27 protein-coding genes and 3 tRNA genes are annotated in these 22,299 nt (G+C 66.0%); 20 read left to right on the top strand and 10 right to left on the bottom strand.

What is annotated here, in order from left to right; translation table 11 throughout:
* The first annotated feature begins 5 nt into the window (after positions 1-5).
* Both ACRDU5_RS04520 and ACRDU5_RS04515 read left to right on the top strand, forming a co-directional pair.
* Positions 6-97: transfer RNA gene (locus ACRDU5_RS04520), tRNA-Ser, on the top strand.
* Positions 98-112: 15 nt separating this feature from the next.
* A tRNA-Arg gene (locus ACRDU5_RS04515) sits at positions 113-185 on the top strand.
* Here the strand turns inward: ACRDU5_RS04515 and ACRDU5_RS04510 are convergent.
* Together ACRDU5_RS04510 and ACRDU5_RS04505 are read right to left on the bottom strand one after the other, a co-directional pair.
* Positions 151-774 (bottom strand): TetR/AcrR family transcriptional regulator, encoded by a 624-nt coding sequence (locus ACRDU5_RS04510; protein ID WP_526613145.1) that lies wholly within the window; start codon positions 772-774, stop codon positions 151-153. The genes ACRDU5_RS04515 and ACRDU5_RS04510 overlap by 35 nt on opposite strands.
* 1 nt (position 775) lies before the next feature.
* Positions 776-2,530: an N-acyl-D-amino-acid deacylase family protein gene (locus ACRDU5_RS04505; protein WP_526613143.1), complete on the bottom strand. Its 1,755-nt coding sequence runs from the start codon at positions 2,528-2,530 to the stop codon at positions 776-778.
* Between the two features lie 83 nt (positions 2,531-2,613).
* Here ACRDU5_RS04505 and ACRDU5_RS04500 point away from each other — a divergent pair, with 83 nt between their 5' ends.
* The 4 genes from ACRDU5_RS04500 to ACRDU5_RS04485 are packed head-to-tail and all read left to right on the top strand — an operon-like array spanning position 2,614 to position 4,755.
* Positions 2,614-3,000 carry a nuclear transport factor 2 family protein gene (locus ACRDU5_RS04500; protein WP_526613142.1) on the top strand — a complete coding sequence of 129 codons (387 nt, stop codon included), beginning with the start codon at positions 2,614-2,616 and terminating at the stop codon, positions 2,998-3,000.
* 3 nt (positions 3,001-3,003) lie between these two features.
* Positions 3,004-3,510, top strand: a complete 507-nt coding sequence (locus ACRDU5_RS04495; protein WP_526613140.1) for a metallophosphoesterase family protein — start codon at positions 3,004-3,006, stop codon at positions 3,508-3,510.
* Entirely contained in the window at positions 3,503-3,913 is a 411-nt protein-coding gene (locus ACRDU5_RS04490) for an MmcQ/YjbR family DNA-binding protein (RefSeq protein WP_526613139.1), read from the top strand. Before ACRDU5_RS04495 ends, ACRDU5_RS04490 begins: the two co-directional genes overlap by 8 nt.
* An 8-nt stretch (positions 3,914-3,921) precedes the next feature.
* The gene (locus ACRDU5_RS04485) at positions 3,922-4,755 is read left to right on the top strand and encodes an SDR family NAD(P)-dependent oxidoreductase (protein ID WP_526613137.1); all 834 of its coding nucleotides are present in this window, start codon (positions 3,922-3,924) and stop codon (positions 4,753-4,755) included.
* On the opposite strand, the gene ACRDU5_RS04480 is transcribed toward ACRDU5_RS04485, so the two are convergent.
* Positions 4,752-5,297 (bottom strand): cupin domain-containing protein, encoded by a 546-nt coding sequence (locus ACRDU5_RS04480; protein WP_526613136.1) that lies wholly within the window; start codon positions 5,295-5,297, stop codon positions 4,752-4,754. The genes ACRDU5_RS04485 and ACRDU5_RS04480 overlap by 4 nt on opposite strands.
* A gap of 49 nt (positions 5,298-5,346) precedes the next feature.
* On the opposite strand from ACRDU5_RS04480, the gene ACRDU5_RS04475 reads away from it, so the two are divergent.
* On the top strand, positions 5,347-7,224 hold the full coding sequence (locus tag ACRDU5_RS04475) for an alkyl/aryl-sulfatase (protein WP_526613134.1): 1,878 nt from the start codon (positions 5,347-5,349) through the stop codon (positions 7,222-7,224).
* Positions 7,225-7,227: 3 nt separating this feature from the next.
* Here the strand turns inward: ACRDU5_RS04475 and ACRDU5_RS04470 are convergent, their stop codons facing one another.
* Positions 7,228-7,989: an SDR family NAD(P)-dependent oxidoreductase gene (locus ACRDU5_RS04470; RefSeq protein WP_526613132.1), complete on the bottom strand. Its 762-nt coding sequence runs from the start codon at positions 7,987-7,989 to the stop codon at positions 7,228-7,230.
* A 17-nt stretch (positions 7,990-8,006) separates the two neighbouring features.
* On the opposite strand from ACRDU5_RS04470, the gene ACRDU5_RS04465 reads away from it, so the two are divergent.
* Positions 8,007-8,615, top strand: coding sequence for a histidine phosphatase family protein (locus tag ACRDU5_RS04465; RefSeq protein WP_526613131.1), 609 nt, complete (start codon positions 8,007-8,009; stop codon positions 8,613-8,615).
* Positions 8,616-8,624: 9 nt separating this feature from the next.
* Complete coding sequence (locus ACRDU5_RS04460) at positions 8,625-9,662, top strand: phosphotransferase family protein (protein ID WP_526613129.1); 1,038 nt, start codon at positions 8,625-8,627, stop codon at positions 9,660-9,662.
* Positions 9,663-9,664: 2 nt separating this feature from the next.
* Here the strand turns inward: ACRDU5_RS04460 and ACRDU5_RS04455 are convergent, their stop codons facing one another.
* Positions 9,665-10,063, bottom strand: a complete 399-nt coding sequence (locus ACRDU5_RS04455; RefSeq protein WP_526613239.1) for a LapA family protein — start codon at positions 10,061-10,063, stop codon at positions 9,665-9,667.
* A gap of 129 nt (positions 10,064-10,192) precedes the next feature.
* Between ACRDU5_RS04455 and ACRDU5_RS04450 the strand changes: the two genes are divergently transcribed.
* Genes ACRDU5_RS04450 through ACRDU5_RS04430 form a run of 5 tightly spaced genes read left to right on the top strand, consistent with a single transcriptional unit; the run spans position 10,193 to position 14,289 of the window.
* The gene (locus ACRDU5_RS04450) at positions 10,193-11,131 is read left to right on the top strand and encodes an ABC transporter substrate-binding protein (protein ID WP_526613128.1); all 939 of its coding nucleotides are present in this window, start codon (positions 10,193-10,195) and stop codon (positions 11,129-11,131) included.
* A gap of 7 nt (positions 11,132-11,138) precedes the next feature.
* Positions 11,139-12,236 (top strand): ABC transporter ATP-binding protein, encoded by a 1,098-nt coding sequence (locus ACRDU5_RS04445; protein WP_526613126.1) that lies wholly within the window; start codon positions 11,139-11,141, stop codon positions 12,234-12,236.
* A 3-nt stretch (positions 12,237-12,239) separates the two neighbouring features.
* Positions 12,240-12,920, top strand: coding sequence for an ABC transporter permease (locus ACRDU5_RS04440; protein WP_526613124.1), 681 nt, complete (start codon positions 12,240-12,242; stop codon positions 12,918-12,920).
* Positions 12,917-13,696, top strand: a complete 780-nt coding sequence (locus ACRDU5_RS04435; RefSeq protein WP_526613123.1) for an ABC transporter permease — start codon at positions 12,917-12,919, stop codon at positions 13,694-13,696. The genes ACRDU5_RS04440 and ACRDU5_RS04435 overlap by 4 nt, the downstream gene beginning before the upstream one ends.
* Positions 13,693-14,289 carry a putative glycolipid-binding domain-containing protein gene (locus ACRDU5_RS04430; RefSeq protein WP_526613122.1) on the top strand — a complete coding sequence of 199 codons (597 nt, stop codon included), beginning with the start codon at positions 13,693-13,695 and terminating at the stop codon, positions 14,287-14,289. Before ACRDU5_RS04435 ends, ACRDU5_RS04430 begins: the two co-directional genes overlap by 4 nt.
* Here the strand turns inward: ACRDU5_RS04430 and ACRDU5_RS04425 are convergent.
* A complete protein-coding gene (locus tag ACRDU5_RS04425; RefSeq protein ID WP_526613120.1) occupies positions 14,252-15,211 on the bottom strand; it encodes a prephenate dehydrogenase in 960 nt (319 codons plus the stop codon). The two genes, ACRDU5_RS04430 and ACRDU5_RS04425, sit on opposite strands and share 38 nt — an antisense overlap.
* A 94-nt stretch (positions 15,212-15,305) precedes the next feature.
* On the opposite strand from ACRDU5_RS04425, the gene ACRDU5_RS04420 reads away from it, so the two are divergent.
* The 3 genes from ACRDU5_RS04420 to ACRDU5_RS04410 all read left to right on the top strand — a co-directional run bounded on the left by ACRDU5_RS04420 (position 15,306) and on the right by ACRDU5_RS04410 (position 16,393).
* Positions 15,306-15,821 carry a tRNA adenosine deaminase-associated protein gene (locus ACRDU5_RS04420; RefSeq protein ID WP_526613119.1) on the top strand — a complete coding sequence of 172 codons (516 nt, stop codon included), beginning with the start codon at positions 15,306-15,308 and terminating at the stop codon, positions 15,819-15,821.
* Complete coding sequence (locus ACRDU5_RS04415; RefSeq protein WP_526613118.1) at positions 15,818-16,273, top strand: nucleoside deaminase; 456 nt, start codon at positions 15,818-15,820, stop codon at positions 16,271-16,273. Before ACRDU5_RS04420 ends, ACRDU5_RS04415 begins: the two co-directional genes overlap by 4 nt.
* 29 nt (positions 16,274-16,302) lie before the next feature.
* Positions 16,303-16,393, top strand: a tRNA-Ser gene (locus tag ACRDU5_RS04410).
* A gap of 32 nt (positions 16,394-16,425) precedes the next feature.
* On the opposite strand, the gene ACRDU5_RS04405 is transcribed toward ACRDU5_RS04410, so the two are convergent.
* The 3 genes from ACRDU5_RS04405 to ACRDU5_RS04395 all read right to left on the bottom strand — a co-directional run bounded on the left by ACRDU5_RS04405 (position 16,426) and on the right by ACRDU5_RS04395 (position 18,647).
* Positions 16,426-17,094 (bottom strand): cutinase family protein, encoded by a 669-nt coding sequence (locus tag ACRDU5_RS04405; protein ID WP_526613116.1) that lies wholly within the window; start codon positions 17,092-17,094, stop codon positions 16,426-16,428.
* Positions 17,095-17,152: 58 nt separating this feature from the next.
* Positions 17,153-18,109 (bottom strand): antibiotic biosynthesis monooxygenase, encoded by a 957-nt coding sequence (locus tag ACRDU5_RS04400; RefSeq protein ID WP_526613115.1) that lies wholly within the window; start codon positions 18,107-18,109, stop codon positions 17,153-17,155.
* A 73-nt stretch (positions 18,110-18,182) separates the two neighbouring features.
* Entirely contained in the window at positions 18,183-18,647 is a 465-nt protein-coding gene (locus tag ACRDU5_RS04395) for a lipoprotein LpqH (RefSeq protein WP_526613113.1), read from the bottom strand.
* A 157-nt stretch (positions 18,648-18,804) separates the two neighbouring features.
* Between ACRDU5_RS04395 and tgt the strand changes: the two genes are divergently transcribed.
* Positions 18,805-20,028, top strand: coding sequence for a tRNA guanosine(34) transglycosylase Tgt (gene tgt / locus ACRDU5_RS04390; RefSeq protein WP_526613112.1), 1,224 nt, complete (start codon positions 18,805-18,807; stop codon positions 20,026-20,028).
* A gap of 67 nt (positions 20,029-20,095) precedes the next feature.
* Positions 20,096-21,319, top strand: a complete 1,224-nt coding sequence (locus tag ACRDU5_RS04385; protein WP_526613111.1) for a cytochrome P450 — start codon at positions 20,096-20,098, stop codon at positions 21,317-21,319.
* On the opposite strand, the gene ACRDU5_RS04380 is transcribed toward ACRDU5_RS04385, so the two are convergent.
* Positions 21,320-21,604 (bottom strand): hypothetical protein, encoded by a 285-nt coding sequence (locus ACRDU5_RS04380; RefSeq protein ID WP_526613109.1) that lies wholly within the window; start codon positions 21,602-21,604, stop codon positions 21,320-21,322. It lies immediately after the preceding gene.
* Positions 21,605-21,638: 34 nt separating this feature from the next.
* On the opposite strand from ACRDU5_RS04380, the gene ACRDU5_RS04375 reads away from it, so the two are divergent.
* Positions 21,639-22,299: saccharopine dehydrogenase family protein (locus ACRDU5_RS04375; RefSeq protein WP_526613108.1), on the top strand; the 661-nt coding region annotated here is incomplete at its 3' end.

Genomic DNA, 22,299 nt, shown 5'->3' with positions numbered 1-22,299 from the left:
TGTCGGGAGGCGTGCCAGAGCGGCCGAATGGGACTCACTGCTAATGAGTTGTCGCCCTTAAAGGCGACCGGAGGTTCAAATCCTCTCGCCTCCGCCACACAACTACAGACATGCGCCCGTAGCTCAACGGATAGAGCATCTGACTACGGATCAGAAGGTTGGGGGTTCGAATCCCTTCGGGCGCGCAGCGGTCAGCAGCGACGTCAGCAATGGGATCCGCTGTTCCTCGATCTCGGGTTGCTCCAGCACATGCCGGACGATTGCGGCGCCGTCGAAGGTGTTGATCAACACCGCCACCAAGGCGACGAAGTTCTGCTCCCCGAATGCTTCCAACTCGTCGGCGGACGGCAGCGTTCGCGCGGCGTCGTAGATCTTCTCGCTGTACACGGTAAGGACGTCTTGCAGGGTCACCCGCAGCTTCTCGTCGGTGCGCGCGGCGACCATCAATTCGTACATCACCGTGTTCGTCGGGTTCGAGGTTATCTCACGCAGAATCGCCAGTACCGCCTCGAGAGCCGGCTTGTCCGCCGGTATCTCGGCGACCCGTTTGGCGAACACCTCCAGCTGGCGCCGCATCACTTCGTAGGCCGTCGCCGCCATGAAGTCGCTCATGGTCGGGAAGTGCCGGAACAGGGCGCCGTCGGATACCTGTGCGCGCTGGCTGATCACCTTCGCCGAAGCCTTGGCGTAGCCGACCTCGACGATCGTTTCGATGCTGGCGTCGAGCAGGCGGGCGATGGTGTCCTCGCGGCGTTGCTGCTGGGTTCTGGCCATGTCAGGCTGCCCGTAGGAAGCGTCCGGACTTGGCGGTCTGGCCATAGCCGTCGCGGAACTCGCCGTTGCGGTACACGACGGTGCCCCCGACTCCCGTTGCGACGACGGCGGCGTCATTGCGATTGACCATCCGGCTCAGGTCGCCGTAGAAGGGGACCTTCTCCTCGTGGTAGGCGTCCACCGAGTCGTCGAGGCCGGCCGGGTCGATGACCACGAAGTCGGCACGCTCACCTTCGCGCAGGGTGCCCGCGTCGAGGCCGAACCAGTCGGCCACCTCGGCGGTAAGGCGATGAACCGCATGCTCGATCGTCATGAACGGTTCGCCGGCCCGGTCGGCGTCGCGGGTGCGCTTGATCAGCCGTAGGGCGTAGTTGTAGAAGGCCATGTTGCGCAGGTGCGCGCCGGCGTCGGAGAAGCCCATGTGGATCGTCGGTTCGACGGCCAGCTTGTTGAGCTGCTTGGGCCGGTGGTTGGCGACCGTGGTGGTCCAGCGGACGTTGCGCTCGCCGTTGTCGACCAGCACGTCGAGGAACGCGTCGAGCGGGTGAATTCCGCGCTCGTCGGCGATCTGCCCGAAGCTCTTCCCGATCAGGGTTTCATCCGGGCACTCGACGATGACGGCGTCGTGAAAGTCACGGTGCCACAGCGACGGTCCGAGCTTGCGGCGGTCGAATGATCGCCGGAATCGGCGGCGGTACTCGGTATCGGCGAGCAGCTTGTTGCGCTCGAGTTCGTCGCGAAGGTGCAACGCCGCGGTGCCCGCACCGAACTCTTCGAAGACGGGCAGATCGATTCCGTCGGAGTACAACTCGAACGGCACCGGGAGGTGCTGGAACCGAATTTTCGCATTGAGAAGCGCGTTGAGAAGTCTCGTGCCAGGCCCGAACACGTGCACCGCGGCGGGGTTCGACTTGGCGTCCGCCGACACCAGCAGGCTCATCCGCACGCCGCGACGCCGGCCGAAGATCCGGCTGCTGGACAGGAAGAACAGCAGTGCCGAAATCGGGTTCTTCACGTCGGGCGCGCTCTGCAGGAGACGGCCGCGGTTGCGCAGCACCTTGATCAGCCTGCGGCGCTCGCGCCACGTCGCGAAGGTCGATGGCAGCGCGCGGGATCGGAAGCGATCGCCGTCGAGCTTGTCGATCGCCGCATCCATGCCGGACATGCCGAGCAGGCCGGCGTCGAGCGCCTGGTCGAGCAACTCGGCCATCTTCTCCAGCTCGGCGTCGGTCGGCCGGACATCGTCGGTGGTGGCCCGGTCGAGGCCGAGCACCGAGGTGCGAAGGTCCGAATGACCAAGCATGGAACCGACATTCGGCCCTAGCGGCAGCTCGTCGAGTGCCCGCACGTATTCGGCGGGTGTCGACCACGTCTTCTTGGCCTCCAGGGCGCCGAGCACGTACTTGCGCGGCACCGCCTCGACGCGACTGAACAGGTCGGCAGCGTCTTCGGAGTCGGCATACACCGTCGACAGCGAGCAGTTGCCGAGCAGAACGGTCGTCACGCCGTGTCGCACCGACTCGCGCAGACCGGGATCGAGCAGCACCTCGGCGTCGTAGTGCGTGTGGACGTCGATGAAGCCGGGAACGATCCACTTGCCCTCGGCGTCGATGACGTCGGGGCAGTCGGTCTCGTCGAGCGGCTCGGCGGACACCGTAGCCACCACACCGTTGCGAATGCCCAGCGTGCGGGACTGTGGAGCGGCACCGGTTCCGTCGAACCACAGGCCGTTGCGAACGATCACGTCGTAGGTCATAAAGTGACCGTACCAAAGATAGTGAGCACTTACAATCTTTTGGCTTTTGGGCGGATTTCAGCCCCGTCGATAGTGTCACTGCCATGACCCCACCGGTGATTGCCCGCTGGATCGACGTCATCGAGAACGACCGGGTGGCCGAACTCAACACCCTGCTGGCCGCGGACGCGGTCTTCTACTCGCCTGCCGTGTTCACGCCGCAGGAAGGCCGCGACAAGGCGGTCGCCTATCTAACCGCCGCAGCAAAGATGTTTTCCGGCACCGACTTTCACTACATCGAGCAGTGGTACGGCGAGAACTCCGCGGTCCTGGAGTTCGCCGCGACGATCGACGGCATGTACGTGAACGGCGTCGACATGATCCATTGGAATGACGATGGCCAGATCGTGTCGTTCAAGGTGATGATGCGACCGATCAAGGGGTTGCAGACGATCATGCCGAAGATGGCCGAGCTGCTGGCGCCGGGGTAGGTCGTGCGGCTGCTGCTGATCGCCGATACCCATGTTCCCAAGCGGGCCCGCGACCTGCCCGCGCGCGTGTGGGACGAGGTGGCTGGCGCCGATGTTGTCCTGCATGCCGGTGACTGGGTGGATCCGTCGCTGCTGGACGCACTGGAAGCACGGGCCAATCGGCTTGTTGCCTGCTGGGGCAACAACGACGGCGCCGAGCTGCGGGCGCGGCTGCCCGAACGGGCGGACGCCGACCTGGGCGGGGTGCGGTTCACGGTTGTGCACGAGACCGGGGCCGCGAGGGACCGGGAGGCGCGGATGGCCCAGCAGTACCCCGACACCGACGTGCTGGTGTTCGGGCACAGCCACATCCCGTGGGACACCACCGCGCACACCGGCCTGCGATTGCTGAATCCGGGTTCACCCACCGACCGTCGGCGACAACCGTTCTGCACCTACATGACCGCAGTTGTCGACAACGGCGCGCTGTCCGACGTCGACTTGCACCGCCTGGAACGCCGCAATGGGTGATCGGCCGGCGCGTCTCGCCGACGTGCACGAAATCGCCGCTGGGCTGCCACATGTCAAGCGGATCGAGGGGCCGAAGGGTAACCCGATCTATCAGGTGGGCGGGAAGTCGTTCGTGTTCTTCCGCACGCCGCAGCCCGACGCCGAAGATCCCGAGACCGGTGAACGCTACCGCGACGTGATCATGATTTGGGTGGAGTCCGAGAGCGACAAGCTGGCCCTCATCCAGGATCCGGACTCGCCGTTCTTCACCACCGGCCGTTTCGACGGGCATCCGTCGGTGTTGGTGCGCGCCGGCGCATTAGAAAGGATCGGCCGGGTCGAGCTGAACGAACTGATCCAGGACGCCTGGCTTTCCCGGGCGTCAAAACGTCGGGCCGAGCGCTGGTTGGCCGAACGGGGTTAGGGTCAGGCATGGTAAGAGCGGCCGCAGTCAACGGGAAGGTCATCGTCGTCACCGGCGGGGCGCGGGGCATCGGGTATGCCACCGCGAAGACGCTGCACGAGCTCGGTGGCCGAGTGGCCATCGGCGATATCGACGAAGCAGCGGTCAAGGAGGCCGGCACCGACCTGGATGTGGGCTTCTACGCGCGGCTCGACGTCACCGACCGGCAATCGTTCACGACGTTTCTCGACGACGCAGAACGTGAGCTGGGCCCCATCGACGTCCTGGTCAACAACGCGGGAATCTGTCCGGCCGGCCGGTTCGTCGACGAGCCCGACGAAGTCACCCGGCGAACGATCGCCATCAACACCTTCGGCGTCATCCTCGGCACCAAGCTCGCCGCCGAACGAATGCTGAAACGGGGGAAGGGCCACATCATCAATATCGCCTCGGTCGCCGCGGTGAACGCAGTGCCGGGTGTCGCCACGTATTGCGCGACGAAGCATGCGGTGCTCGGGTACACCGACACCGCCCGGCTGGAGTTGCGCGACACCGGGGTGACGCTTTCGGCGGTGATGCCGACGCTGACCAACACGTCGATGATCGACGGCGTGGCCAGCATGCCGGGACTGCGCAACGCCGAGCCAGAGGACATCGCGGCAGGCATCGTGAGTTTGATCGCAAAGCCGAAGCCACGCTTGGTTGTTACGCGCGCCGTGGGAGCGCTGATAGCGGTGACGCGGCGGATGCCACTACGTATCGGAGAAGCGGTCAGTCGCGTTTTGCGCGCCGACACCCTCTTCGCCGAGGCCGCCGACAAACAGGAGCGGCGCGATTACGAGGACCGCGCTCGCCACAGTTAGCGCGGCGGCACGTTGGCGTGGTGTGCCCCACAGATGAACAGCGCCAGCCGAGCAGGCTTGTCGCCCGGATTCTTCCACCGGTGCCGGGTCCCGTTCTGTACCACGGTGTCCCCGGGATGCAACGTGACCTCCGCGCCGTCATCGAGCTCCAGGACGATCGTGCCGTCGAGAACTACCTCGAAGTCGATGGTGTCGGTGGTGTGCATTCCGGGATCGGACGGGTCCATGTAGCTAAGCAGTCCCGGAAACTTGGCCTCGCTGTCGGCCACCGCCGCCTCCATGTCCGGCGTGGCCGGCGCCGCTGTTGTATCCGGTGCGAGCGAGAACACTCCGAACCGGAAGCCACCGATCGGCGGGAAGTAGGTGTGCCACTCGGGCATGGAGCCGTCATCCGGGAACTGTGGGGTCTCGTCTCCGCCCCAGAGCAGATGAGCTTGGAACTCCGGCAGCACCATGGGTACGACGGGCTCCACCGAATCGTCGCTGACGAAAACTGATTTGCCGGAAGCGTCATGTCCGGTCACCACTCGGCGCGCATTCATTCGGTCAGTCAACCACCGGCAGCGCGGTTCGCGTGGCAATCTCTGCGTCATGAATCAGAAGCCGCCCACCGCCGTCATCGAGTCTGCACACCGCGACCACCTCGGTAACCTGCCATTCTCCGACAGATCGGACTTCGAGGGCGCCGACCGGGGATTTATTGCCGCACAACAGCCGTGCGTCATCAAGGCAACCGACGGCCGAGTGGTCTGGGACAACGACATGTACTCGTTTCTGGCCGGCGACGCGCCCACCTCGGTGCATCCCAGCCTGTGGCGGCAGTCCACCCTGGCCGCCAAGCAGGGCCTCTATGAGGTCGTGGAAGGCATCTATCAGGTGCGCGGGTTCGATCTGTCCAACATCACCTTCATCGAGGGCGACACCGGCATCATCGTCATCGACCCCCTCGTCTGCACCGAGACCGCGGCTGCCGCCCTGGCGCTGTATCGCGCACACCGAGGCGATCGGCCGGTAGTCGCCGTCATCTACACCCACAGCCATGTCGACCACTTCGGCGGGGTACTCGGAGTGACGACACAGGCCGACGTCGACGCGGGGAAGGTCGCCGTCATCGCACCCGAGCACTTCACCGAGCACGCCGTGCAGGAGAACGTCTACGCCGGGACGGCGATGGCGCGACGGGCCGCCTACATGTACGGGGCGGCGCTGGCCCGCGGGCCGCAGGGTCAGGTGGGCTGCGGGCTCGGACAAACTCCGTCGACCGGAGAGGTTGCTCTGATCGTGCCGACGCTCGACATCTGCGAAACCGGGGAGAAGCACACCATCGACGGCGTCGAGATCGAGTTCCAGATGGCGCCGGGCACCGAGGCGCCCGCCGAAATGCACTTCCACTTCCCGCGATTCCGCGCGCTGTGCATGGCCGAGAACGCCACCCACAACCTGCACAACCTGCTGACGCTGCGCGGCGCCCTGGTGCGCGACCCGCACGGGTGGGCCGGCTACCTTACCGAGGCCATCGACCGCTTCACCGATCGCACCGACGTCGTCTTCGCATCACACCACTGGCCCACGTGGGGCAAGGACACGATTGTCGAATTCCTTTCGCTGCAACGGGATCTATATGCCTATCTCCACGATCAGACGTTGCGACAGCTGAATCAGGGCTTCACCGGGATCGAGATCGCCGAGAAGTTCCAGATGCCGCCCGCCCTCGAGAAGGCCTGGCACACCCACGGCTACTACGGTTCGGTCAGCCACAACGTCAAAGCGGTGTACCAGCGCTACATGGGATGGTTCGACGGCAACCCGGGCCGGCTGTGGGCGCACCCGCCGGAGGCCATCGGGCCGCGCTATGTCGAGGCCATGGGTGGTGTGGACCGCGTAGTCGACATCGCCCGCACGGCGTTCGACGACGGTGACTTCCGTTGGGCGGCAACACTGCTCGATCACGCGATCTTCACCGATCAGAACCACGCCGGCGCCCGTGAACTCTACGCCGACACTCTCGAACAGCTTGCGTACGGCGCCGAGAATGGTGTCTGGCGCAACTTCTTCCTGGCCGGCGCTACGGAGCTGCGGGAGGGCAACTTCGGCACCCCGACCCAGACGGCATCGCCGACGCTACTGGGCCAACTGACCCCGGAGCAGATGTTCGACACCTTCGCGATCAACATCAACGGCCCGCGCGCCTGGGATCTCGACGTCGCCGTCGACGTCACGTTCCTCGACACCGCGACCAACTATCGGCTGACGCTGCGCAACGGTGTGCTGGTCTACCGCAAGGTACCCGCCGACGAATCCACGGCCCAGGCGACCATCAAACTCGCGAACAAGCTGCGGCTGTTGGCGTTCGCGGCCGGCGATGCGGATTCGCCTGGGCTGGACATCACCGGAGACGCCAATGCGCTGCCATCGGTGCTGGCGGTCTTGGATCGCCCCGACCCGGGCTTCAACATCGTTACGCCGTAGCCGCTAGGGAATCCCGCCATCCACGCGGATGATCGACCCGCTGGTGAAACTCGACGCGTCCGACGCCAGAAACAGTGCGGCGCCGATGATTTCGGCTGGCTGCCCCAACCGCTTGAGCGCAAAGTTCTGTGCGCCTTTCGTCGTCGCCGGGATGTCCCAGGCCTTGCTGATGTCGGTGAGGAACGGACCGGGCATCAGGGTGTTGACGCGCACGGTCGGCCCGAACGCCAACGCAAGTCCTTCGGTCAACGAGTTGAGCCCGGCCTTGGCCGCCGAGTACGGCAGCTGCTCCGGCCGTGGCCGACGCGACCCGCTGGAGCTGATGTTGATGATCGACCCGCCGCCGTCGGCCACCATTCGCTCACCCACCAAGGCCGACAGCCGGAACGGGCCCTTGAGATTCAGGTTCACCACCGCGTCGAACAGCTTCTCGGTCACCGACGTGAGCGAGTCGTACAGCGGCGACATTCCAGCGTTGTTGATCAACACGTCGACCTTGCCGAACCGTTCGTAGGCCGCATCGACCAGACCGTCGAGCTGATCCCACCGGCCGACGTGCACCTGGTACGGCAGCGCGGTGCGGCCGGTGGCCGCGGCGATCTCTTCGGCGGTCGCCTGACACGACTCCAGCTTGCGACTGGCGATGATCACGTCGGCACCGCACTGAGCGGCGGCGAACGCCATTTCCCGCCCGAGCCCGCGGCTACCACCGGTGACCAGCACAACCCGGTCGGTGAGGTCGAACAGTTCGTCGGCATAGCCCACGGCCCTATGGTGTCACGGTGCAGTTGCTTCTCATCCGCCATGCGTTACCGCTGCGCAGCGAACCGGGGCAGGGCTCAGACCCTGACCTGTCCGAAGAAGGTGTTGAGCAGGCCAAGAGGCTCCCTGACGCGCTGGCGCGCTTCCCGATCACCCGGCTGGTCAGCAGCCCGCAGCGGCGCTCGGTGCAGACCGCGCAGCCGGTCGCCGATGCCCTCGGGCTGACGGTCGAGATCGACGATCGGCTCGCCGAGTACGACCGCGACATGGCGCACTATGTCCCGATCGAGCAGATCGCTGCCGAGTTCCCCGAGGAGCTGGAGCGACTGGCGAGCGGTCATCTACCGAGCAGCGTTGACGAGGTCGCGTTTCTGGCTCGCATCAACGCGGGAATTCATGACATCGTGGCCGCGGGCGATCACGAGGACACGGTCGCGGTGTTCAGCCATGGCGGTGTGATCAATGGACTGCTGTACAGCATCCTGGGTACCGAGAAGATCCTGTCTTTCAACGTCGACTACGCCGGCGTCACCCGACTGCTGTCTTCTCGTGAGGGCAACCTGTATGTGGCCGCCGTCAACGGCACCGAGCATGTATGGGAGCTGCTGCCCAGAAATCAGCGATGGTAGACAAGTCCAGTGACTACACCGCCGACATCGCTCGAAGGGCTCGACCTTGATGCGCTAGACCGCCACCTGCAGTCCGCCGGCATTCCGCGCACGGGTGCGCTGCGGGCCGAGCTGATCTCCGGCGGGCGGTCCAACCTGACGTTCCTGGTGTCCGACGACGCGTCCAAGTGGGTGCTGCGCCGGCCGCCGCTGCACGGGCTGACTCCGTCTGCGCACGACATGGCGCGCGAGTACCGGGTGGTGGCCGCGCTGCAGGACACGCCCGTTCCGGTGGCCCGCGCGGTCACCATGCGCAACGACGACTCGGTGTCCGGCGCGCCGTTTCAGATGGTGGAGTACGTGCCCGGTCGCGTGGTGCGCTACGCCGACCAGCTCGAGGCGCTGGGGGACAAGGTCGTCATCAACGACTGCGCGGACGCGTTGATCCGGGTGCTGGCCGATCTGCACTCACTGGACCCCGAGGCTGTCGGCCTCGGCGATTTCGGCAAGCCCAGCGGTTATCTCGAACGCCAGGTGCGGCGCTGGGGCTCGCAGTGGGAGCTGGTGCGGCTGCAGGACGACCCCTGCGACGCCGATGTGAGGCGCCTGCATTCCGCTCTGGCGGAAGCGATTCCGGCCCAGAGTCGCAGCTCGATCGTGCACGGCGACTACCGCATCGACAACACCATCCTCGATTCCGAGGACGCCACCAAGGTGCTTGCCGTGCTGGACTGGGAGATGTCGACACTCGGTGATCCGATCAGCGACGCCGCGTTGATGTGCGTATACCGCCACCCGCTGTTCGACCTGGTACACGCGGACGCGGCGTGGACGTCGCCGCTCATCCCCGACGCCGACCAACTCGCGCACCGGTACTCGCTGGCGGCCGACCAACCCCTGGATCACTGGGAGTTCTACATGGCGCTGGCGTATTTCAAACTGGCGATCATCGCGGCGGGCATCGCATTCCGGGGCCGGATGGGTGGCGGCGTCGCCGACGACGCCGGCAGAGTAAGCGAGGTGGTCCGTCCAATGATCGCCGCCGGGCTGAGCGCACTGCGCGCGTAACCCTAGAGGCCGGACCGCAGGTTCTTCTTGGCTGCTCGACGAAGCTGAACGATCCTCGCACTACCCGCGGCGACCGTCAGCAGGCCGCCGCACACGGCGGCCAACAGAATCGCCACACCCACCGGCAGATTCCACTGCCAGGCAAAGAGGTGAATCGTGGTGGAGTCCGTATTCTGCATGATGAACACGAGCAGCAGGATGAGGATGATGAATCCGGCGATCAGCGCTGACCACAGCGCCGCTGCACGAGTGAACTTGACCGCCGACTCGGGCGACACCAGGTATCCGCCGGGAGTGGCGGTCGGCTCCGGTGGGGTCCCTTCCGACGATGCCGGCGGCGGTTCGGCTGGCGGCGTCGCCTCGGGCGGCCGGTCGGGCGATACGGACGGATCGCTGGTCATGGGATCATCTTTGCGCTTTCGGGTCACGAAGGAAACCACTTCGCGTTTTAACGGTGCGGCAAAGCGCGGCGTGCGGGCGCGCATCTCGATAGTGTCCGGTGGAGCTAGTGCGCCGAGAGGACATTGGATATGTCGAGCACACGCAGGTGGAACCTGGCGATCCTGGCGACCATCCTGGCCCTGATAACCGCCGCATGCGGGAGCTCCAACCCGCTGGGCGGCGGATCCGCGTCCGGCGATCTCAAGTCGGTGGTCGTCGGCTCGGCCGACTTCCCGGAGTCGAAGATCATCGCCGAGATCTACGCGCAGGCGATGGAGGCCAACGGGTTCACCGTAGGCAGGCAGTTCGGCATCGGGAGCCGTGAAACCTACATTCCCGCGGTCAAGGATCATTCCATCGACCTGATACCCGAATACACCGGCAACCTGTTGCAGTACTTCGACCCGGAGGCGACGGTCACCACCCCAGACGCTATTGAGCTCGCGCTGTTCCGGGCATTGCCTGGCGACTTGTCGATCCTGACGCCGTCACCGGCCGAGGACAAGGACACGGTGGCGGTCAATGCGGAAACCGCAAAGAAGTGGAACCTCAAGACCATCGCCGACCTCGCGGCGCATTCGCCCGAGGTGAAGTTCGGTGCACCGTCGGAATTCCTCAACCGCGCAGAGGGCTTGCCGGGGTTGAAGAAGGATTACGGGCTCGACGTCGCGCCGAACAACTTCGTCGCGATCAGTGATGGCGGCGGGCCCGCCACGGTGCGCGCGCTGGTCGACGGCACCGTCACCGCAGCCAACATCTTCAGCACGTCGCCGGCCATCCCGCAGAACAACCTGGTGGTGCTCGAGGACCCAAAGAACAACTTCCCGGCAGCCAACGTGGTCCCACTTGTCAGCTCGCAGAAGAAATCTGACCAACTCAAGACGGTGCTCGACGCCGTCTCGGCCAAGCTCACCACCGAAGGACTCATCGAGCTCAACACCGCGGTATCCGGAAACACCGGCGTGGACCCGGACGAAGCAGCACGAAAGTGGGTACAAGACAACGGCTTCGACAAGCCGATTCAGTGATAAGTGGATGATCACGTTCGACGGCGTCACCAAGCAGTACCCCGACGGCACCGTCGCCGTCGACGACCTCACTCTCGAGGTAGCAGAGGGCACACTCGCGGTCTTCGTCGGGCCGTCCGGCTGCGGCAAGACCACATCGATGCGGATGATCAACCGGATGATCGATCCGACCTCGGGCACCCTGACGGTGAAGGGCGACGACGTCACCAAGGTTGATCCGGTCAAACTGCGGTTGGGCATCGGCTACGTGATCCAGAGCGCCGGGCTGATGCCGCATCAGCGGGTCGTCGACAACGTCGCCACCGTGCCGGTGCTGAAGGGCGAGTCGCGCCGCGCCGCGCGCAAAGCGGCACTCGGCATGCTGGAACGGGTCGGGTTGGATCCAAAGCTGGCCAATCGCTATCCAGCACAGCTGTCCGGCGGTCAGCAGCAGCGTGTCGGCGTTGCCCGGGCACTGGCCGCGGACCCGCCGATCCTGTTGATGGACGAGCCGTTCAGCGCGGTCGACCCGGTCGTACGCGAGGAGCTACAGACCGAGATCCTGCGGCTGCAAAGCGAATTGCACAAAACGATCGTGTTCGTCACGCACGACATCGACGAGGCCATCAAGATCGGCGACAAGGTCGCCGTGTTCGGCCGCGGCGGCGTGCTGCAGCAGTACGACGAACCGCCTCGGCTGTTGTCCAATCCGGCCAACGATTTCGTCGCCGGCTTCATCGGCGCCGACCGTGGCTACCGCGGTCTCCAGTTCCGCCACGCGACCGGCCTGCCAGTGCACGAGATCCGCACCGTCACCGAACCGGAGATCAACGAACTCAGTCTCGGCCCGAGTGACTGGGTGCTGGTGAACAAGTCGGACGGGACGCCGTACGCATGGATCAACGCCGGCGGCGTGACGCTGCACTGCGACGGTAAGTCTTTGTACGACAGTACGATTGCTGGCGGCTCGCTGTTCCGACCTAACGACTCGCTGCGTCAGGCGCTTGACGCCGCGTTGTCCTCGCCGTCGGGTCTGGGTGTGGCCGTGGACGGTGACGGGCGCCCGATCGGCGGCGTGCTGGCCGACGATGTGCTGACGGCGTTGAAGAAGCAACGGGATGGCTAGCCGGTGAACTATCTGCTCAACAACCTCGACGACGCGTGGGCGCTCGCGGTGATTCACCTTCGCCTGTCGCTGATCCCGATCGTTCTCGGACTTCTGATCGCGGTCCCGCTGGGGGCGCTTTTGCAGCGCACCACCGCGCTGCGGCGGTTGACGACCATCACGGCAAGCATCATCTTCACCATCCCGTCGCTGGCCCTGTTCGTCGTTCTGCCGCTGATCATCCCGACGCGCATCCTCGACGAGGCCAACGTGATCGTCGCACTCACGCTCTACACCACGGCGCTGCTGGTGCGCGCCGTCCCCGAAGCACTGGACGCCGTGCCGGCAGCGGTCCGCGACGCCGCCACCGCGGTGGGCTACAAACCGTTCACCCGTATGCTGAAAGTCGAACTGCCGCTATCGATTCCGGTGCTCGTTGCCGGACTGCGCGTCGTCGCTGTCACCAACATCTCGATGGTGGCAGTCGGCTCGGTGATCGGCATCGGAGGCCTGGGCACCTGGTTCACCGAGGGATATCAATCCAACAAGAGCGACCAGATCGTCGCCGGCATCATCGCGATCTTCCTGCTGGCGATCGTCATCGACACACTCATCATGTTCGCCGGTCGGTTGGCCACTCCGTGGATCCGGGCCTCCCGCGTCGGCCGCATCAACCGGCCTAAGGCCAAGGCGGTGGCGGCATGAACTTCCTCGAACAGGCACTGGCCTACATCTTCACGGCGGCCAATTGGGGCGGACCGGCCGGCCTGGCCGCCCGCATCGCGGAGCATCTTCAGTACACCGTCGTCGCGGTGCTGTTCTCACTTTTGATCGCCGTCCCGATCGGCATGCTCATCGGGCACACCGGCCGCGGCACCTTCCTGGTCGTCACCCTGGTAAACGGCCTGCGCGCGTTGCCCACCCTGGGCGTGCTGCTGCTCGGCGTGCTGCTGTGGGGCCTCGGCCTGATTCCGCCGACGGTCGCGCTGATGCTGCTCGGCATCCCGCCATTGCTGGCGGGAACCTATGCGGGCATCGCGAACGTGGATCGCTCGGTGGTCGACGCCGCACGATCGATGGGGATGACCGAGCTCCGGGTGTTGCTGCGCGTCGAGGTGCCCAACGCGATGCCGCTCATCGTGGGCGGTTTACGCACCGCGACATTGCAGATCGTCGCGACCGCCACCGTCGCCGCCTACGCCAGCCTCGGCGGCCTGGGGCGGTATCTCATCGACGGCATCAAGGTGCGGCAGTTCCATATCGCGTTGGTCGGCGCGCTTATGGTCACCGCGCTCGCGTTGATCCTCGATGCGGCGCTGGCCCTTGCGGTGTTTGCGTCGGTGCCCGGCACCGGCCGATTGAGGAGGATGCCGCAGCCGTTGCTGGGCGACGAGGTCGCCCTCGAATCGGGCATGGCGGGGAAAAGCACATCGTCAGCACACTACGAACGAGGCGATCCGTCGCTTACGGTAGACGGGTGAGTGGTGCCCAGACTGATGCCACCGAGAGCGCCTGGCCGGCGATCTTGACCTGGCGCGCGCATGACGTTCCGCGGATGGAATCTGTGCGGGTGCAGTTGTCCGGCAACCGGATCAAGGCCTACGGCCGGATTGTCGCGGCGGCAACGGCATCGCACCCGCCGTTCTCCGCGTCCTACGATCTGGTCACCGACGAGACCGGGGCAACCAGGCGGCTGTCACTGACCGTCACGCTGGCCGAGCGGGAACGCCAGCTGTCCATCGCTCGCGACGAAGAGAACATGTGGCTGGTACAGGACCACCAGGGCCAGTCCAACCGGGCGGCCTATGACGGCGCACTGGACGTCGACCTGTTCTTCAGCCCGTTCTTCAACGCGCTGCCGATCCGCCGGACCGGCCTGTATCGAAGCACTGACTCGGTCGCGCTGCCGGTGGTTTACGTGACACTGCCCGACCTGACGGTCAACCCGGCCACCATCACCTACAGCAGCGTGACCGACGGAATCAAGCTGCACTCACCGGCCGCCGACACCACCGTCACGGTCGACTCGGACGGCTTCATCCTGGACTACCCAGGGCTGGCAGAGCGGATTTGATCACCCCGCCCGCGCGTCCGGCCGCGGCCAATTCTTCGCGCCAGTCGCTCGCCCCGACGACGATGGTGATGATCTGGGACCGCTTGAAGCTGGCGTACCGCATCCGGGCCGCGTGACCTTCGTGCACCAGATCGGCCACCGATCCGTGTGTGGCCAATGACTTGCGCGCCTTTTTCAGCGATTCGATGGACCGGTCGAGTGCGGGCAACAGCTGTTCGGAATTCGCTTCACACATCGCCCGCACCAGGTCGGGTGCGGTGGCGGCAACCCGGGTGCCGTCGCGGAACGATCCCGCCGCCAGCGCGAAGGCCAGCGGCATTTCGCCGGCCGTGACGGCCAGCGCCTCGGCGAGCAGGTGCGGCAGGTGCGAGATCCTTGCGGCCGCGGCGTCGTGCTCGTCGGACTTGGCCGGCACCCCGACCGCGCCGCAGTCCAGCGCCAGCTCCATGACCATCGCCCAGACGTCCGGGTCGACGTGGTCATCCACACTGATCACCCACGGTGCGCCCACGAACAGCCGCGCGTTGCCCGCGGCCCAGCCCGATCGCGCGGTGCCCGCCATCGGATGACCACCGACGAACTTGGCGAGCAGGCCGACGGACTTGACTTCTTCGATGACACATTCTTTGACGCTGGTGACGTCGGTGAGCGGACAGTCCGGGGCGAAATCGCGGATGTGCGCGAGCATGATGGGCAGGGCAGGCACCGGGACGGCGAGCACGATCAAGGCGCCGGCCTCGGCGGCGCGCGTCAACGCCGCCTCGATGTTCTCGGTGGCGTCGAACCCGTCGGCAGTTGCCGCCTGGACGCCCTCAACGGACCGGTTGTAGCCGAAGACCTCACGGCCGGCTGCTGTCGCCGCGCGCATCACCGACCCGCCGATCAGGCCCAAACCCAGCACGCAAACGGGTGCTTTCGTCACGCCTCCCAGCGTGGCATACGGCTCAGTTCGGCTGACGTCCGGCTGGTGTCGATTGCTAGTCAAAGTCCCTGGTCGGGGACTAGCGTAAGCGGCCATGGGACCACAGCGGGCGCAGGACCAGGCCGCCGACCTGCCCGACGGCTTCGGGGTTGCGGTCGTCCGCGAGGACGGCAAATGGCGCTGCTCCCCAATGCGCCCCGCCGCGCTCAGCAGCCTGGCCGCCGCCGAAACCGAGCTGCGTGAACTGCGCAGTGCGGGCGCCGTATTCGGTCTGCTTGACGTCGACGACGAGTTCTTCGTCATCGTGCGGCCCGCACCGTCGGGTACCCGCTTGTTGTTGTCGGATGCCACCGCGGCACTGGACTACGACATCGCCGCGGAGGCGCTCGAGAAGCTGGACGCCGACATCAGTCCCGAAGATCTCGAAGACGCCGACCCGTTCGAGGAGGGTGACCTCGGATTGCTGTCCGACGTCGGGCTGCCGGAAGCCGTGCTGGGCGTGATCCTCGGCGAGGAGGATCTGTACGCCGACGAACAGCTGGGGCGCATCGCGCGGGAGATGGGCTTCGCCGAGGAACTGTCCGCGGTCCTCGACCGTCTCGATCGGTGACCGACGAAGAGCTCATCCGCGCCGCCCTCGATGCCTCCGGCAGCGCCGGACCCCGCGACGTACCGATCGGGGCGGTGATCGTCGGCCCCGACGGAACCGAGCTGGCGCGGGCGGCCAACGCGCGCGAGGCGCTCGGCGATCCGACGGCGCACGCCGAGATGCTGGCCATGCGCGCCGCCGCGGAGGTACTCGGCGACGGCTGGCGACTCGAGGGCACGACGCTGGCGGTGACGGTCGAGCCCTGCACGATGTGCGCCGGCGCGCTGGTGATGGCGCGGGTCGCGCGGCTGGTGTTCGGGGCCTGGGAACCGAAGACGGGCGCGGTTGGCTCACTCTGGGATGTGGTGCGCGACCGGCGGCTGACCCATCGGCCGGACGTGCGCGGCGGTGTGCTGGCGGAAGAGTGCGCGGCTCCTCTGGAGGCGTTCTTCGAGCGCCAGCGATTGGAGTAGACCGGCGGTCGGCCGGTAAGCTGCCGGGCGGTGGCGTGTCCGAGCGGCCTAAGGAGCACGCCTCGAAAGCGTGTGACGGGTAACCCCCGTCCGAGGGTTCAAATCCCTCCGCCACCGCCAACTTCTCCCCTGGTGTTACGCAGGGGGAGCTGCTACAGGCGACTCATTGCGAAAGTCGCGGCCTCGGCGGTCATCCCGTTCACGTTGTAGAGGTTGTGGTTGGCGCCGTTGCCGTTGTCGGCGCAGATCGGGTCGTTGGCGACGCACAGGTCGATGGTCTTGGGCGCGTACAGCGGGCCGATCTCGACGGGCGGCTCGCCGATCGTTTCCATGAACTGGGGTGATGGTTTTCCGAACAGGGCGACCGCGGCGACCTTGTCGGCCACCGCGGGCGGCATCGGGTCGGGCACGTCCTCCGCAGGCGCTCCACTCGGTACCGCCTCCGAGGTGACGAAACCCATCACCGCTGCCCCTTGGGAGAATCCGCCGAGCACCATTTTCGTGTCGGGACAGTTGGCCGCCGTCGCCTCGACGTGGTTGGCCGCGTCCCGAATACCTTCGACGGCGGTGGGGAAGTCGGTGCTGGCGGGATAGTTGACCGCGTATACCCCGACCGATTTGCCGCCGGCCCGCGAGCGCACCGCATCGACGAACGACTGGCCGATCCCCCCAACTCCAGGTGCCTCGAACGTGCCGCGGGCGAACACCACCTCGACGTCGGGACACGGCGCGGCAGTGGCGGCGGGGAGGGGTGCGATCAGCAGCGTCGAGGTTGTCACCACGGCAGCACCAAGGAAACGAGCGAAGTAGCGGGCAGGCATGACTCCATGCTGACATAGGTCGACGACGGCCCGCCTAGCGCGCCGTTTGTGCAGGCGGTCAATGGGTCCAGAAGTGCAGCCAGTCCACCGCGGCGAATATCCACAGCGTCACCGCGTACACCGCGACGACCGTGACGGCGCCGAGCACCGACACCCGCACCCCCGCCCCGTCGACGGGGTCCAGCCAGCGGGTGAATGCCCTGGTGGCCAGCGGCATCAGGGCATATGTCATGACCGCGACGCTGAGGATCTGACTCAGCCACATCGACAGCCACGGCTCGGTGCCCCAGTCCCGCAGAACCGGACCGAGGAACCGGGACAGCGTCATCACCGTCGGGTAGAGGATCAGCAGGACGATCATCGCCGTCTTCCAGGTCGGCGTCACCCTCGGGCGGCCGTGGTCGATGCGCAGAATCGAGCCGAACGGCGCGTCCACCGACAGAGTGTCGAAGTCTCTTCTCAGGTGTGTTCGCAGCTGCGCGAGACGGCGGGACCGTTCGGCGGATGACGACCACGCGGCCAACTGCTCGTCGGTGCGGAAGGCGAGTATCGATGTCCAGTCGTTGATGCCGGCATCCGGTGCCGGCGGCAGCAGCACGGTCGCGGTGTACCCGGGAAACTGCGCGGTCGACGCCGCGATCTGCGTCTGGGTGTCGATGAATTCGGCGGTTGCCGTCTCGATCACCTGGTGGCGGAACGCGGCGGTCCCCGGCGGCAACCGGTGTCCTTCGACGATCAGCAGGTCCGACGATTTGCGAAGCACGCCAACGGCATTGCCGTCGGAAAGCGCGGCGAGCCATGCGTCGGAGTCCAAACAGTCGTGCAGCTGTTCGGCGGTGTCGAAGGTGACGGCCACCGCGGGCTGCAGGTCACCTTCGGTTACCGCCATGCGCAACGTTTGAAACCCCGGCATCGACCGGGCCACATCGGTCGCGCGGTCGATCCAGGGTCGCAGTCCGCGGTCGGGAAGCGGATGCAAGAGCACGACGCCGGTTGCGGACGACTTTTCGGGCATGTGCACATCATCTACGACAACGGCGGCGCCCCGAGTGGGACGCCGCCGCCGTGTCGAACGGTTGGGTACCTGGCTACGGGCAGGTCACCTCGATTTCGAAGGGCTTGTTCACCGGCTGCATCGGGTTGGCCATGTCGACGCCGGCCGCGGTGCCGGAGATCTTGTAGGTGTTGCCGTCCTTCTCGACCGTCGCCTCACCCTGCCCGGCGTTCTCCTGATAACCCAGGTTGACGTTGTTGACGTTGCCGAGGCCGACCGAACGGACCACCGGGCTGTCGCCCGTGCTCACCACGGCGCCGATACCGGTCATGGCTTCGCCGATCGCGATGTTGACGGTCTCGCCCATCGTGCTGCAGACCACCGTGCCTTGGACCTGCTGGTCCTGGCCGTCGATCGTGACCGTGCTCTTGCCCTCTGCTGCGGCAGCCGTGTCTGTCTCCCCGGTAGTCTCGGACTTCTTCTCGTCCGATCCGCAGCCCGACAGGCCGGCGATGACAATCGCCGCGCCGCCTACTGCGACCAAGAACCCACGCTTCACCAGTGTTCTCCTTCTGTTGGCGCGGTCCGTCAAGATCGGCGGACCGTCTCACAGAGTATGGTGTGCCGCTCACCAGCGGTCATGCGATTGGGTGAAAAAATTTGCCCGGACGTCACCTGGCGATTGGCGGCGATTCGGCGATTGATTGAATACACGCGTGGTCGAGCCGTCTTTCAGCGTCGAAGCGGAGCTTCCGGGGCGGCTCGGACGTGCGGGTGTCATCCGCACGCCGCACGGCGACATTCACACCCCGGCGTTCATCGCGGTCGGCACCCAGGCGACCGTGAAAGCCGTCATACCGGAAGCCATGAAAGAGCTTGGCGCACAGGCCGTCTTAGCCAACGCTTACCACCTGTACCTACAGCCCGGCGCCGAGATCATCGAAGAGGCAGGCGGTCTGGGCGCATTCATGAACTGGCCGGGCCCGACGCTCACCGACAGCGGTGGCTTTCAGGTGTTGTCGCTGGGCGCCGGATTTCGCAAGGTGCTGGCGATGGACACCGAACGCGTTCAGGCCGACGACATCATCGCCGAGGGCAAGGAACGGCTGGCCCGTGTCGACGACGACGGCGTGACCTTCACCTCGCATCTGGACGGCTCCACCCATCGCTTCACCCCCGAGGTGTCGATCCGGATCCAGCACCAGATCGGCGCGGACATCATCTTCGCCTTCGACGAACTGACCACCCTGGTGAACACCCGCGGCTACCAGGAGGAGTCGGTGCGGCGTACGCACGGCTGGGCGGTGCGTTGCCTGGCCGAACATCGCAGGCTGACGGCCGCCGATCCGGACCGGCCCGCCCAGGCGTTGTTCGGTGTGGTGCAGGGCGCCCAGTACGAGGACCTGCGTCGAGACGCGGCGCGCGGATTGGTCTCCATCGTCGACGACGACGGTGGTGGCTTCGACGGCTACGGCATCGGCGGGGCGTTGGAGAAGCAGAACCTGGCCACCATCGTCGGCTGGGTCAGCAGCGAGCTGCCCGCCGACAAGCCGCGCCACCTGTTGGGGATCAGCGAGCCGGACGACCTTTTCGACGCCATCGCCGCGGGTGCCGACACGTTCGACTGTGTGTCGCCTTCGCGCGTGGCGCGCAACGCCGCGGTGTATTCGGTGACCGGTCGATACAACATCACCGGCGCACGCTATCGCCGCGACTTCACGCCGATCGACGCCGAATGCGACTGCTACACCTGTGCGCGCTACACCCGGGCCTACATCCATCACCTGTTCAAGGCCAGGGAGATCCTGGCCGCCACCCTGTGCACGATCCACAACCAGCGGTTCGTCATCGGGCTCGTGGACCGGATCCGCGCAGCGATCAGGGCCGGCGAGTTCGACGAGCTGCGGGCGCATGTTCTGGGCCGGTATTACCGGCGATGAGCGCTTGCGCGAAGAGCAGATTGCAAAGCTGACCTGCGCTGCTCTTTGACGCGTGCACAATAAATGCATGACGACCACCGCTGACTCGCAGGCGCTGTTGGTGCAGCTGCTCAACCCGGCCAACCGGGCCAACCCGTATCCGGCATACGAGCAGATTCGTGAGCGCGGCCCGCTGCAACTGCCGGAGTTCAACCTCACGGTGTTCTCGTCGTATCAGGACTGCGACGACGTGCTGCGGCACCCGTCGTCGGCCAGTGACCGGCTCAAGTCGACCATCGCGCAGCGCGAGATCGCGGCCGGACACCAGGCCCGGCCGCTCGGCCCGCCCGGATTCCTGTTCCTGGACCCGCCCGACCACACCCGGCTGCGCAAGCTGGTCAGCAAGGCGTTCGTGCCGAGGGTGGTCAAGGCCCTGGAGCCCGACATCACCACGTTGGTCGACTCGCTGCTTGACAAGGTTGCCGCCGCCGGCCATTTCGAGGTGATCGCCGACCTCGCCTATCCGCTGCCGGTGGCGGTGATCTGCCGCCTGCTCGGGGTGCCGTTGGAAGACGAGCCCAAGTTCAGCCGGGCCTCCGCGCTGCTCGCGCAGGCGCTGGATCCGTTCATCACCTTCACCGGCCAGGCGCCCGACGGATTCGAGGACCGGATGCAGGCCGCGGTGTGGCTGCGCGACTACCTGCGCGACCTGATCACGCAGCGCCGATCCGATCCGGGTGACGACCTCATGTCGGCCTTGATCCACGTGGAGGAGTCAGGGGATCAGCTGACCGCGGAGGAGATCATCGCGACGTGCAATCTGCTGCTGGTCGCCGGTCACGAGACGACCGTGAATTTGATCGCCAACGCGATTCTGGCGATGCTGCGCCATCCGGGGCAGTGGGCCGCACTGGGTGCCGACGCGTCACGGGTGTCCGCTGTCGTGGAGGAGACGTTGCGCTACGACCCACCGGTTCAGCTGATGGGCCGAATTGCCGCCGACGACATGACGATCGGCGACACCACGGTCGTCAAGGGTGACACCATGATGTTGTTACTCGCCGCCGCTCAGCACGATCCGGCGGCCTTCGATCGCCCCGACGAATACGATCCCGACCGAGAGTCGATCCGGCACTTGGGATTCGGCAAGGGCCCGCACTTCTGCCTGGGCGCACCGTTGGCCCGGGTGGAGGCAGCCGTTGCGTTAACGGCGGTGACGGCGCGTTTCCCGCAGGCCCGAATGGCCAGCGAGCCGCAATACAAACAGAACCTGACGTTGCGGGGGATGTCGACGCTGCCGGTGTCGGTCTAGCTAGAGCGCCACCTCGGTGAGAATCCGGGCGGTCGGGGCACCCACCAAGGCCGGCGCGGTCTCCGGGGACGCCCATATCCGCTCGATCAGAAACCTACGGAAATTGCTTGCGGCATCTACGTTCTCGAAGCGCAGATTGACCACGATGTAGTTCGGGTGGTCGTTCGGCTGAAACACCTCGGCCTGCGTGACGCCGGCCTGCTCTCGAGCGGGCGCGAACTTCCTGAAGGTCTCCAGCCAGGTCGACAGGTCGCTGATCTCGTGCTCGATGTGCAAAATGGGCATTTCGACAGTGTGGACCGGGCGTACGGTCTTGCGCATGCGAATCCTGTTGGTTGGCGCCGGCGGTGTGGGCTCGGCCTTCTGCTCGATCGCCCTGCGAAGAGAGTTCTTCGATCGGATCGTGGTCTGTGACTACGACGAGACCCGGGCCAAGCAGGCCGCCGACGCCGTTGGCGATGGCCGGTTCTCCGCCGCGCAGGTCGACGCGACATCGGCCGACGCGGTGGCCGAACTGGTTCGCCGCCACGAGATCACGCATGTGATGAACGCCGTCGACCCTCGGTTCGTCATGCCCATCTTCAACGGGGCACTCGCGGGTGGCGCGGATTACCTCGACATGGCGATGAGCTTGTCGCAGCGTCACCCTGAAGAGCCCTACCGGCTCACCGGTGTCAAGCTCGGCGACGAGCAGTTCGCCGTGGCGGACGACTGGAAGTCGGCCGGACGGCTCGCGCTGGTCGGGATCGGCGTGGAACCCGGGCTGTCCGACGTATTCGCGCGGTACGCGGCCGACCATCTGTTCTCCGACATCGATGAACTCGGGACCCGCGACGGGTCGAATCTCACGGTCGACGGTTACGAGTTCGCGCCGTCGTTCTCGATCTGGACCACGATCGAGGAGTGTCTGAACCCGCCGGTGATCTGGGAGGCCGACCGCGGCTGGTTCGTCACCGAACTATTCAGTGAGCCAGAGGTTT

The organism is Mycobacterium sp. (assembly GCF_050701515.1).
Taxonomy (GTDB): Bacteria; Actinomycetota; Actinomycetes; order Mycobacteriales; family Mycobacteriaceae; genus Mycobacterium.
The sequence above is the reverse complement of the archived record's forward strand: the minus strand, read 5'-3'. Positions and strand labels throughout refer to the sequence as shown.